At 59.6% G+C, this 11,905-nt stretch carries 12 protein-coding genes and 1 other RNA gene; 8 read left to right on the top strand and 5 right to left on the bottom strand.

All coding sequences use genetic code 11. From position 1 onward, the window contains the following. The first annotated feature begins 230 nt into the window (after positions 1 to 230). Entirely contained in the window at positions 231 to 959 is a 729-nt protein-coding gene (locus tag MRBLRC7O_RS12930; RefSeq protein ID WP_080865686.1) for a sugar transferase, read from the top strand. A 96-nt stretch (positions 960 to 1,055) separates the two neighbouring features. Here the strand turns inward: MRBLRC7O_RS12930 and MRBLRC7O_RS12925 are convergent, their stop codons facing one another. Next, the gene (locus MRBLRC7O_RS12925) at positions 1,056 to 1,631 is read right to left on the bottom strand and encodes a c-type cytochrome (protein ID WP_003507191.1); all 576 of its coding nucleotides are present in this window, start codon (positions 1,629 to 1,631) and stop codon (positions 1,056 to 1,058) included. Between the two features lie 149 nt (positions 1,632 to 1,780). Here MRBLRC7O_RS12925 and MRBLRC7O_RS12920 point away from each other — a divergent pair, with 149 nt between their 5' ends. Then, entirely contained in the window at positions 1,781 to 2,536 is a 756-nt protein-coding gene (locus MRBLRC7O_RS12920) for a 3-deoxy-manno-octulosonate cytidylyltransferase (protein WP_003507189.1), read from the top strand. Between the two features lie 11 nt (positions 2,537 to 2,547). Next, on the top strand, positions 2,548 to 3,411 hold the full coding sequence (locus MRBLRC7O_RS12915; protein WP_003507188.1) for a prephenate dehydratase: 864 nt from the start codon (positions 2,548 to 2,550) through the stop codon (positions 3,409 to 3,411). Between the two features lie 15 nt (positions 3,412 to 3,426). On the opposite strand, the gene nudC is transcribed toward MRBLRC7O_RS12915, so the two are convergent. Further along, complete coding sequence (gene nudC / locus MRBLRC7O_RS12910; RefSeq protein WP_003507186.1) at positions 3,427 to 4,389, bottom strand: NAD(+) diphosphatase; 963 nt, start codon at positions 4,387 to 4,389, stop codon at positions 3,427 to 3,429. Then, a complete protein-coding gene (locus MRBLRC7O_RS12905) occupies positions 4,389 to 4,817 on the bottom strand; it encodes an HIT domain-containing protein (RefSeq protein ID WP_162690801.1) in 429 nt (142 codons plus the stop codon). Before MRBLRC7O_RS12905 ends, nudC begins: the two co-directional genes overlap by 1 nt. A 65-nt stretch (positions 4,818 to 4,882) precedes the next feature. Here MRBLRC7O_RS12905 and ffs point away from each other — a divergent pair. The 3 genes from ffs to MRBLRC7O_RS12890 all read left to right on the top strand — a co-directional run bounded on the left by ffs (position 4,883) and on the right by MRBLRC7O_RS12890 (position 7,284). Next, an RNA gene (ffs, locus tag MRBLRC7O_RS12900) (signal recognition particle sRNA small type) lies at positions 4,883 to 4,979 on the top strand. A 79-nt stretch (positions 4,980 to 5,058) separates the two neighbouring features. After that, positions 5,059 to 6,936, top strand: a complete 1,878-nt coding sequence (locus MRBLRC7O_RS12895) for a DNA polymerase III subunit gamma/tau (RefSeq protein WP_003507182.1) — start codon at positions 5,059 to 5,061, stop codon at positions 6,934 to 6,936. A 24-nt stretch (positions 6,937 to 6,960) separates the two neighbouring features. Beyond that, a complete protein-coding gene (locus MRBLRC7O_RS12890; protein WP_003507179.1) occupies positions 6,961 to 7,284 on the top strand; it encodes a YbaB/EbfC family nucleoid-associated protein in 324 nt (107 codons plus the stop codon). A gap of 66 nt (positions 7,285 to 7,350) precedes the next feature. On the opposite strand, the gene MRBLRC7O_RS12885 is transcribed toward MRBLRC7O_RS12890, so the two are convergent. Continuing rightward, the gene (locus tag MRBLRC7O_RS12885; RefSeq protein WP_003507178.1) at positions 7,351 to 7,986 is read right to left on the bottom strand and encodes an MOSC domain-containing protein; all 636 of its coding nucleotides are present in this window, start codon (positions 7,984 to 7,986) and stop codon (positions 7,351 to 7,353) included. A 37-nt stretch (positions 7,987 to 8,023) separates the two neighbouring features. Here MRBLRC7O_RS12885 and recR point away from each other — a divergent pair, with 37 nt between their 5' ends. Together recR and MRBLRC7O_RS12875 are read left to right on the top strand one after the other, a co-directional pair. Beyond that, positions 8,024 to 8,629, top strand: coding sequence for a recombination mediator RecR (gene recR / locus MRBLRC7O_RS12880; protein ID WP_080865684.1), 606 nt, complete (start codon positions 8,024 to 8,026; stop codon positions 8,627 to 8,629). Positions 8,630 to 8,667: 38 nt separating this feature from the next. After that, a complete protein-coding gene (locus MRBLRC7O_RS12875; protein WP_080865683.1) occupies positions 8,668 to 9,933 on the top strand; it encodes a lytic murein transglycosylase in 1,266 nt (421 codons plus the stop codon). Between the two features lie 165 nt (positions 9,934 to 10,098). Here MRBLRC7O_RS12875 and MRBLRC7O_RS12870 read toward each other — a convergent pair whose 3' ends face one another. Beyond that, entirely contained in the window at positions 10,099 to 11,727 is a 1,629-nt protein-coding gene (locus tag MRBLRC7O_RS12870) for an MFS transporter (RefSeq protein WP_060722713.1), read from the bottom strand. Between the last annotated feature and the right edge of the window lie 178 nt (positions 11,728 to 11,905).

Genomic DNA, 11,905 nt, shown 5'->3' with positions numbered 1-11,905 from the left:
GCTAAATTCCCGATTTAGCAGGATTTGGCTCCATGGAGACTGGTCGTCTCGGCAGCTACGAGCGGAGAGGATGCTCGCCCTGCAACATCCGCGTGCAGTCGCATTAACCGTAGATTGCCATTTGCTCCAGAGCGGTTACATTTCGGATGACTTTTTACGGTAAATGAATTATTAATCGTTCATATAAATTAATTTTCTTCTATCAAAATAACTTTTCAGGGCTTTATATTATGCTGGGTACTAAAGGCTCATCGCATGCCGTTTTTTACGGTGCCTCCTATTCCGCAGCCACAACTTTCGAATCGCCGGAAACGCAACCTTCCTCTTCGGAAAAAACCGTCTCCGCATTTTTGCGCGGCCAGTTCGCGCTCAAAAGAACGATGGATATTGCAGGGGCGTCCATCGCCCTTGTCGCGCTCGCGCCGGTGTTGCTCACCGTCGCGGCTCTGGTCAAACTCGATAGCAAAGGGCCGGTCCTGTTTTCGCAGGTCCGCTGGGGTATGAACGGGCGGAAAATCCGTGTCTATAAATTCCGCTCCATGAGAACCGACCTTTGCGATGCCACCGGTGTGGCGCAAACGGTGAAGAACGATCCCAGAATAACCCGGATCGGCGCGATTCTTCGCCGCACGAATATCGACGAACTGCCGCAGCTTCTGAATGTGCTGAAAGGCGATATGTCGCTGGTCGGGCCCCGCTGCCATGCCATCGGCATGCTGGCGGCTGGCCGTCTTTATGAGGAACTGGTGCCGCACTACCATATGCGGCACCGGGTGCGGCCGGGCATTACCGGCCTCGCACAGATGCGGGGATTACGCGGCCCGACGGATCGCAGCGACAAGGCGCGCGCCCGAATCGTCTCCGATCTTTATTACGTCGACAATTTTTCGATCTGGCTTGATATCAGGATCATGGTCGGAACGGTGATTTCCGAATTGCGCGGCGGCAAGGGTTTCTGATTTTTCAGACGCCATTCCCGCAGCTGCAGTCCATCCGTTATAAAAACAAAAGCCCGGCAGCGATGCCGGGCTTTTATCATGAAATCATCATGACGATCAGTTTGTCGGCGCGGGAGCCGCTGCCGGATCCGGAAGCGGTGCCGGGTTTGCCGAAAGCGTGCGCAGATAAGCGATGAGATCGGCGCGTTCCGTTTCCTTCTTCACACCCGCAAAGCCCATGGCCGTGCCGGGAACGTGTTTTTTGGGGGATTCGAGGAAGTAGCTGAGATGATCGTAATCCCAATGCACGGAACCACCCTTGGAGAAATCCTTCATCCCTGCGGAATAGCTGAAACCTTCATGGCTGGCGATCGGCCGGTTGACGATATCGAAGAGATTGGGGCCGACCTTGTTTGCACCACCACTCTCTCCGGTATGACAGCTCGTACACTTCTTGAAGACTGTTTCGCCCTTGGCGGCATCGGCGCTGGCAAGCAATTGCGCGATCGGCGTCGCCGCGGCAGCGGCTTCACCGCCACCCGCTTCGCCGCCGCTCTCTGCCGCAGCAATGGCGAAACCTTCCTTTTCGGGCGCAGGCGCATGGAAAATGCCCTCAGACGCAATCGACACCGACATCAGGACGAAAACCGTGCCAAGCAACGCCCCAACGCCCATATTTACATAAGAATTCATCTATATGCGCTCCCTCGCATCCGCTTGATATAACGGGCATCTTGAAATTGCTCGAAAGCTATGGCTTTTGCACAGCCTGCGCAACTTGAATAATGCTCCCCACACCGTGACGTTTTGACACTTTTCGGGCGGGATTTGAAGGGTGTCGGATGAAGAATCGGGAATTCGAGAAAGCTGTCGTCCTCATACCGGCGCGGATGGCATCCACACGCCTGCCAGGCAAGCCGCTCGCCGACATAGGCGGCAAGCCGATGATCGTGCAGGTTGCGCTGCGGGCACGCGAGGCCGGTGCGGAACGAATCGTTGTTGCCGTTGATGACGAACAGGTGTTTTCGGCCGTGCAAAATGCCGGTTTCGACGTGATGATGACCCGCGACGACCACCAGTCCGGCTCGGACCGCATTTTCGAAGCGCTGCAAAAGGCCGACCCCTATGGAAAGGCGGAATATGTCATCAATGTTCAGGGCGACCTGCCGACCATTGAGGCGGAAACGATCCGCGCTTCGCTGCGCCCACTGGAAAATACAGAGGTCGATATTGCGACACTGACGGTCGAAATCACCGACGAGGAAGAAAAAACCAATCCGAACGTGGTGAAAGTGGTGGGCAGCCCGCTTTCCGAGACGCGATTGCGCGCGCTTTATTTTACCCGCACCACCGCACCCTATGGCGATGGCCCGCTTTATCATCACATCGGGCTTTATACCTATCGCCGCTCTGCGCTCGAGACATTCGTGAGCCTGCCGCCCTCGCCGCTTGAAAAACGCGAACGGCTGGAACAGCTGCGCGCACTGGAAGCGGGGATGCGCATCGACGCTGAAATCGTCCGTTCCGTGCCGCTCGGCGTCGACACGCCGCACGATCTGGAAAAAGCCCGCAAAATTCTCGCAAGCAGAACCCTCTAACGGACAGTCCCATGACCTTGAGCACAAATCGTATTGCCTTCCAGGGCGAATTCGGCGCGAATTCCGACATGGCCTGCCGCGACATGTTCCCGGATATGGAGCCTTTGCCCTGCCCGACCTTCGAGGATGCCTTCAACGCCATTGAAAATGGCGAAGCTGATCTCGGTATGATCCCGATTGAAAATACACTGGCCGGCCGCGTTGCGGATATTCATCACCTGCTGCCGGAATCGCGTCTGCACATCATCGGTGAATATTTCATGCCGATCCGCTTCCAGCTGATGGTGATGCCAGGCGTGAAGAAGGACGAGATCCGCACCGTCCACAGCCACATTCACGCGCTTGGCCAATGCCGCAAGATCATTCGTTCCAACGGCTGGAAGCCCGTCATCGCCGGCGATACGGCAGGCTCCGCAAGGCTCGTGTCCGAACAGGGCGACCGCAGCATGGCGGCCCTTGCGCCACGTCTTGCCGCCAGCCTCTACGGTCTCGATATTCTCGCTGAAAATGTCGAGGATTCGGAAAACAACGTCACGCGCTTCGTGGTGCTTTCCCGCGATGAAAACTGGGCCAAGCGCCAGTCGAGCGATGAAATCGTCGTCACCACCTTCGTTTTCAACGTTCGCAATATTCCGGCAGCACTTTACAAGGCCATGGGCGGCTTTGCGACGAACGGCATCAACATGACGAAGCTCGAAAGCTACCAGCTCGGCGGCAAATTCGTGGCGACGCAGTTTTATGCCGATATTGAAGGCCACCCCGATGACGAGCCGGTGCGGCATGCGCTGGACGAGTTGCGTTTCTTCTCGGAAAAAGTCCGCATTCTCGGCGTCTACAACGGTCACGCGATGCGCGGCAAGCTCAACCAGAGCTGAGCCTGCCGCAGCCCATTATTTTAGCCATTCCACCCAGTCGCGCATCAGCCGATGCGCGATGGCTCCCATTGGCGGCGCGGAAAAACCTTCACCCGTCGGGGCCTCCAGCATCTTTGCTACCTCTTCCCGCGTGAACCAGCGGCAATCCTCAAGCTCGATCTCGTCACGCGCGATCTCAAAAGAGAGCGCCTCGGCATAACAGCCTATCATCAGCGTATGCGGCATCGGCCAGGGCTGGGAGGCGTGATACCGCACACGACCGATTTCAACGCCGGATTCCTCATGCGTTTCGCGGCGGACGGCCTGTTCGATGGTTTCGCCCGGCTCCACGAAGCCGGCAAGGCAGGAATACATGCCCGGCGCAAAATGCGCACCGCGGCCAAGCAGGCAGAGATCACGCTCGATATCGATGGTCATCATGATGACAACGGGATCGGTGCGCGGAAAAATAGTGTGGCTGCAGGCGCCGCAGATGCGCTTGTAGCCGCCGATTCGCAGCTCCATGGTTCCGCCGCACTTACCGCAAAAGCGATTGTCACCATTCCAGTGCGTCAGGCTGACTGCCTGCGCAACCTCGCTCAGCAGTTCCTCGTCGAGAAGATGATCGCGATAAAGCGTGCGGGCATCGGCCAGCTTGTAATGGCTCGCCAGCTGATCCTCGGCCACGGCGACCGGCACCGCAATTCTCGGCTCGCCGGTTTCGCGGTATCCGAGCAGCACGGCATTGTCGAAATCCGGCTGCAATTCGGCCAGCTCATAGGCGGAAAACAGGGGATCGATGACCTGCTCATCATGTTTCAGGACCAGCCGGTTGCCCGAGAAGGCAAAAATATGGGTGCCATCGACTTTCAGTGCATCGGCAACACACTCCTCCGTCCGCTTTTCGGCGAAACGGTCGAGGGCATTTTTGGAAAAGGCCGTCAGCAGGCTTGCTTCAGGATGGGGGGCAGTGGTTTCAAAAATTTTCATGGAAATCATCAGAGCGCGCCGGAGATTTTTTTCATCAAAGTTTCCTTTTCGCCCGCAGCATAGGGCACCGCCATTCCGTAACCCCAGATGGGGCCGGGCCAGCAGGTGTCGCCTTCATTGCGGGCGATAATATGGACATGCAATTGCCGGACGATATTGCCCAAAGCACCGACATTTATCTTGGTGGCCCCCGTGATCTCCTTCAAGGCGGACGCGACGAGATTGGTCTCGAATGTCAGCACGGCCTGATCAAGCGGGGTGAGATCGAACAATTCGCTGACGCCGTCTCGCTGCGGCACCAGCACCAGCCAAGGCCAGCGACTGTCGTTTTGCAAACGCAGTTCACATAGCCCCAAACGCGTCACAAGCACACTGTCGCGCGCCAGCCTGTCGTCCAGCCGGAATGTCTCCAAGGTGTCCTCCATGTTTGTTTTCATCGTGATAGCAGTTTTTTGAAGGCTTGGCTTGCATTTGCTGTCGATATTGCCGATATGTGGCCCCGGGAGGTTGGTGGTGGACGAGCCACTCGCCAACCGGGTCAGGTCCGGAAGGAAGCAGCCCTAACGAGCCCGGCACGGGTCGCCGTGCCAGCCTCCCACCTTTTTAGAAGACGTGCTCAGCTTTCGCCGGGCCAGTTCAGCGCCCCAAGACAAACTGGCAAAACAAACTGGCGAGGCAATGAGCGATACCGTACCCACCACAACAAGCGAATCCCAGGTCGGGACCGGCTACCGGGTACTGGCACGCAAATATCGCCCGAAAGATTTTTCCGATCTGATGGTCGGCCAGGAGCCGATGGTCCGCACGCTGACCAACGCGTTTGAGACCGGCCGCATTGCCCAGGCCTATATGCTGACCGGCGTTCGCGGCGTGGGCAAAACGACCACGGCACGCATTCTCGCCCGCGCGCTGAATTACAAGACCGACACCATCGACAAGCCGACCATCGACCTTCGGATCCCCGGCGAACATTGCCAGGCGATCATGGAAGGCCGGCATGTCGACGTGATCGAGATGGACGCCGCCTCCCATACCGGCATCGACGATATTCGCGAGATCATCGAACAGGTGCGCTATCGCCCGGTCTCGGCGCGCTACAAGGTCTATATCATCGACGAAGTGCACATGCTGTCGACGCAGGCGTTTAACGGTCTTCTGAAGACGCTGGAAGAGCCGCCGGAACATGTGAAATTCATCTTCGCGACCACCGAAATCCGCAAGGTTCCAATTACCGTTCTGTCGCGCTGCCAACGCTTCGACCTGCGCCGCATCAGCGCCGCTGATCTCGTCGGCCTGTTCACCGCCATTGCGGGCAAGGAAGGTTTCGAGGCCGATCCGCAGGCGCTGTCGATGATCGCCCGCGCGGCAGAGGGTTCCGCCCGTGACGGCCTTTCCCTGCTCGACCAGGCGATCGCCCATGGCGGCGGCCGGGTGGAGGCCGAAGCGGTGCGCGGCATGCTCGGCCTTGCCGACCGTGCGCGCATCGTCGATCTCTTCCAGCACGTCGTCAAAGGCGACGTCGCGGCCGCCCTTTCGGAATTCAACGGGCAATATGAGGCGGGCGCGAACCCTGTCGTCGTATTGAACGACCTTGCCGATTTCACCCATCTCGTCACCCGCATGAAATATGTACCTGATGCGGCGGAAGACCCCTCGCTTTCGGAAATAGAACGCGTGCGTGGTGCGGAATTTGCCGAGACGATTGCGGTAACCGCACTGTCACGTATCTGGCAGATGCTGCTGAAGGGCATTCCAGAAACGGAAAACGCCTCGCGGCCTGCCGGTGCTGCCGAAATGGTTCTGATCCGGCTTTCGCACGCCGCCAATCTGCCCGCACCTGAAGATGCCGCGCGGCGCCTGCTCGAGCTTTCGAGCGGCGACGGCGGCGGTTACGCCAATGGCGGACCTTCGGGCGGCGGCAATGGCGGCGGTGCGCGCGCCTATTCGTCAGGACAGACCGTGGCCGCGGGAAGACCTGTCGATCTTCCCGCCCAGCGCCAGACGACGCCGCAGACCTCCGCCATGCTGCGCGCCGTTCCAGACAGCCGCCCGCAGGAGATGCAGGTCGTAGCACCCAAAACCGAGGAGCGGCCGGAGCCGAAGGTTCCCGTCAATTCGGTGCAGGATATTGCCGATCTCTGCCAGAAGAACCGCGATCCCGTCATGCGGGCGAAGGTGCGAAACTTTGTGCGGCTGGTGCGGCTGGAGCCCGGCCGGCTTGATATGCGCCTCGGCGAAGGCGCGCCCGGCTCTCTGCCCGGCGAGCTTGGCGTCAAGCTCAAGGAATGGACCGGTATCCACTGGATCATAAGCCTCAGCAAGGAACAGGGGGAACCTACCCTCGTCGAAGCTGAAGGCAATGCCCGGGATGCCCGCCTTGTCGATGCGCGTCAGGATCCTGACGTTGCCGCCATTCTGGCGCAGTTTCCCGGCGCAAAAATCACCGACGTGCGCATCCGTGCCGCCGCACAGGATGAGGCGGAGGATATCGCGCCGCCATCGGTTGCCGAATCGAGCGAAGGTGACATCCTTCCCGGCGACGACATCGAGTTTTAAACAAAAAGAACAGGAGATTGGCACATGCGTGACATCATGGGCATGATGGGCAAGGTCAAGGAAATGCAGTCCAAGATGGAGAAGGTGCAGGAAGAAATCGCCGCCCTCGAAGTCGAAGGCAGGGCCGGCGGCGGTCTGGTGACCGTCATTCTCAACGGCAAGGGCGAAATGCGCGGCCTGAAAATCGATCCTTCGCTGTTCAAGGAAGACGAGGTGGAAATCCTCGAGGACCTGATCGTGGCTGCCCATAAGGACGCCAAGGAAAAAGGCGAAGCGCAGGCACAGGAAAAGATGGCCGGCCTGACCGCGGGTCTGCCGCTGCCGCCCGGCATGAAATTCCCGTTCTGATATAATCAACCCGAAGAGGATGGCGACACGCATGGCGTGGTCGCCGTCCCTGTCTCGAGGCGAGATTCAGGCTTCCAGCATCGCACGGAACCGGCTTGCAAGCGGTGTTTCGAGATAGGTCCTGCGTTCGGCTGCGTCGAGCTGCATGGGGCGGAAGCGCTGCAGAATAGTTGGTATCGGCAGCTTCGTTCCCTGATAGGCTGCAAAGGCGATATCCTCCCCGGCAGCGAGCATTCCGCCCTTCAACACCCGGCAATAAAAACCCGGATGGCCTGCCTGCCGGAAGCGCGGTGCGAAATCGGGATCGCCGATCCGGGCCGACAGCGTGGCGCAGGGAATGCGGGCAGCGGTCACCTCCAGCAAGACTTCGCTTGCCGAGAACCTGTCACCCACATGGAGTTTCGCGCTGTCGACACCATCAAGCACGAGGTTCTCGCCGAAAAATCCGGGTTCGACCACGAAACCCAGAGCGCGGGACCAGAAGTCGAGATCAACGGAGCCCATCACGTAAATTGCCTGATCCGGCCCGCCGTGATGTTTGCGATTGCAGACGGCATCGCTGACGATACCTTCGGCATCCACCATGACCGGCCCCTTCACGGGATGCTTGAAGATGCCCGTCTTCGTCGTCTTTCCCGGCAGGCTTTTTGCCTCGCCCCGGCATACCGCCTGTATTTTCATGGCCTGCCCTTCGTGCTTCATGATTCCCGTTTCCCGTTTTATGCAGTAGAAAGCGCTCATGGCAAAACGAGTCACCGGTCCCGAAATTGAAAAACTCATCCAGCTTCTGGCAAAAGTGCCGGGGCTTGGGCCCCGCTCGGCGCGGCGGGCAGCGTTGCATCTCATCAAGAAGAAGGAGCAACTTCTCGGACCGCTAGGCCATGCCATGGGCGAGGCCTATGACAAGGTGAAGATCTGCTCCTGCTGCGGCAATGTCGATACCATCGATCCCTGCACCGTCTGCGCTGACGACCGGCGTGACCAGTCGGTCATCATCGTGGTGGAAGACGTGTCGGATCTCTGGGCGCTGGAGCGGACGGGCGCGATGAACACCGCCTACCACGTTCTCGGCGGCACGCTTTCGCCACTCGATGGCGTCGGGCCGGAGGACCTAAATATCAAGGGCCTGATCGACCGTGTCAGCGCGGGCGGCATTCGCGAGCTTATCATCGCCGTCAATGCGACGGTGGAGGGACAGGCAACCGCCCATTACATCACCGACCGCCTCTCCGGTCTCGACATCAAGATCACCCGGCTTGCGCATGGCGTGCCGGTGGGCGGTGAGCTCGATTATCTCGACGAGGGCACATTGACGGCGGCGCTTCGGTCGCGCACGACGATCTGAAGTCCCCCTCCCTCCCCGTCATTCAAAGAGGAGACCCAATGCGAAACCATTTTGCCCCGAAGGCACTGGCTGCACTTCTTTCCGTTTTTTCAGCAACGACAGCTCTAGCGCAGTCGGCACCGACAGGAGCAGCGGCAGCCCGATATGACGCTGAATTTAATGTCTGGCTGAAAAAGGAAATCTGGCCGGAGGCCCGCAAGGCCGGCATTTCGCAAAAGACGCTTGAAGCCACGCTCAATGGTCTCTCCATCAGCTGGAACCTGCCCGATCTCGTCATTCCCGGCCAGAAGCCGCCAAAGGAGCAGAGCCAGAGCCAGGCGGAATTTTCCTCACCCGGCGCCTATTTCTCCGAAAAGCGGCTGCAGGGGCTGGCCAGCACCGGCCGTTCGCTTGCAGCCACCTATGCGGCGACGCTGCGCAGAATCGAGGCGAAATACGGTGTGCCGGGTGATATCGTCGTTGCGATCTGGGGTCGCGAATCCGGGTTCGGCCGAGCAAAACTGCCGCATTCCGTGGTCGATGTACTCGCCACAAAAGCCTATATGTCGACCCGCAAGGAGATGTTCCGCGCCGAGCTGATCGATGCGCTGAAGATCGTCGAAAGCGGCGATATCGCGGCCTCGCGCATGATGGGTTCCTGGGCCGGCGCCCTCGGCCAGCCGCAATTCATGCCGTCGAGCTATCTCAAATATGCCGTGGATTTCGATGGCGACGGCCACCGCGATATCTGGAACTCAGTGCCGGATGCGCTGGCATCCATAGCAAACTATCTTTCCCAGCGCGGCTGGCAGCGCAATCGTGACTGGGGTTTTGAAGTCTCTATCCCCGCCAATGTCTCCTGCGCGCAGGAGGGCCCTGATCTTGCCCGGCCGGTGGCCGACTGGGCGAATATGGGCATTACCCGCATTTCCGGAAAAGCCTTTCCAGCCAACGACCTATCAGCCGACGGCATGATGCTGGTGCCGGCCGGGCGGCACGGGCCGGAATTCGTGGTGACGCCGAATTTTTACGTCATCAAGGAATATAACAATTCCGATCTCTACGCGCTCTTCATCGGCAATCTCGCCGACCGCATCACCCATGGAGCAGGACCGTTCAAGGGTGAATGGGGCAATGTCGGGTCGATGCTGCGCTCCGACGTTCTCGCCATGCAAAAGGCGCTGGTCACCAAGGGTTATGATGTCGGCAAGGCCGATGGGCTGGCGGGCTTCAAGACGCGCCGCTCGCTCGGCGACTGGCAGGCGAAAAACGGCTTGGCCCCCACCTGCTTTCCCGATTCGACGTTGAAGGCGAAGCTGAAATAGCAGGTTGCTGGCGAAGCACAAACCTCTCTTCCGTCATGCTCGGGCCTTTCCCGAGCATCTGCAACCGATTGATTTAACGACAGGTGATTGGATCCTCGGGACAGGCCCGAGGATGACGGCGCGTGTGGGGTAAAAGCCGCCGCCACTCTCCCAGCGCATCGTCTTTCAGTGCTGATCGGTATGCGGCTTGTGAAAGATATCGTCGGTCGGCGGGATGGTCTGCCGCTCGATCATCCGGTGTACCCGCGGCCGCGTCTTGCCCCGGTGAAGCTCGAGCAGCCGGTCCCAGGCTTCCGCATCCGCCTGGGTGCGGCGGTGGTTGTGGCGGACATATTCCACCCATGTCGGCACATGGTAGCTTTCCGTCCAGATGTCGGGGTTTTCGAGATCGCGCATCAGGTTCCAGTTGCGCGCGCCGTCGCGCAGGCGGATACGGCGACGCTCGGCCATCAACGGCAGGAATTCGCCGAGGTCCTCGTCATGGATTTCATAATCGATGAGAATGGCGATGGGGCCGCTGCGCGGCTTGATGTCCAGTCTCAGCGGCGGTTCCACGAAACGGTTGAGCGGATCGAGATTGAGCGAGGCGAAGGCCGGCATTGCGAGCTTGAGGCCGACGACGACGCCGAGCAGCATCAGCACGCAGGAACAGAGAAGCGAATAGGAAATGCCGTAGTCTTCCGCCAACTCACCCCACAGCCAGCTGCCGACCGCAATGCCGCCGAAGGTCAGCGTCTGGTAAAGCGACAGTGCCCGACCCACCACCCAGCGCGGCGTGGAAAGCTGGACGATGGTGTTGAAGAGCGACAGCGCCAGAACCCAGCAGGCGCCGGCAACCGTCAGGACAAGCGAGGTGATGATCGCGCTCGTGCTCACCGCCGTCACGCCGGAGCTGAAAGCGAAGCCTAAAAAGGCGACGCGCACGATCCATTCGCTGGACAGGACCTCACGCAGTCTCGCACTGACCAGCGCGCCGGCTATCGCGCCGACACCGAATGCGCCGAGCATGACGCCGTAGGTCAGCGGACCGCCCTCGACCAGATCGCGAGCGACGATGGGCATCAGGGCGAGGATGGCGCTGGCGGAAAGGCCGAAGAGGAAACCGCGCACCAACACCTTGCCGATATTGGGCGACATCGCCACATAACGCATGCCGGCCGAAATGGCGGCCAGAAGCTGCTCGCGCGGCAATGTCGAGGCATATTTAGGCGGCTGCCAGCGAAACAGGGCGTAGATCAGGGTGAAATAGCTCAGCGCATTCACGAAAAACGCAGCGGCAGCACCGGCGGCGGCGACGATGATACCACCGATGGCCGGGCCGACGCTGCGGGTGATGTTGAAGCCGACGCTGTTCAGCGTCACGGCGGCGGGCAAGTCCTCGCGCGGCACCATTTCGCCGACCGATGCCTGCCAGGACGGATTGTTGAGCGCCGTGCCGCAGCCGATCATGAAGGTGAAGAAGAGCAGAAGCCAGGGCGTGAGCCAGCCGGACCAGGCAAAAACCGTGAGCAGCACAGAGGCCGTCAGCATCAGCAGCTGCGCCGAAATCATGATGCGGCGGCGGTCGAAACTATCGGCCAGCGCGCCTGAAATCAGCGAGAACAGCATGATCGGCAAAGAGGTGGAGGCCTGCACCAGAGCGATCATGTTTTCCGAACTTGAGAGCGACGTCATCATCCATGCGGCGCCCACCGCCTGGATCAGTCCGCCGAAATTCGAGGCAAGGCTCGCGACCCAGATTCGTCTGTAAGTCAAATGCCTTAAAGGCGCGAGTGGCGATTTACGGTCAGGCACGCTCTGTCCACTTGATGCAACTGCGATTTGTCAAACGGCAACTATAGACAGTGCCGGTAATCATGCCAGCCTTTCCGACAAGGTAAGGGTGAAAATGTGGCGAAGGCAGTGGCCGAAGCGGAGGAGCCCGCTAAAACCTTGCAATCCTGCCCCGATGGGTCTATATGACCCCTGAAAT

This window comes from Agrobacterium radiobacter (assembly GCF_040801995.1).
GTDB classification, from domain to species: domain Bacteria; phylum Pseudomonadota; class Alphaproteobacteria; order Rhizobiales; family Rhizobiaceae; genus Agrobacterium; species Agrobacterium radiobacter.
Note: the sequence above shows the minus strand (reverse complement) of the source record. Positions and strands in the feature narration are given on the sequence as shown.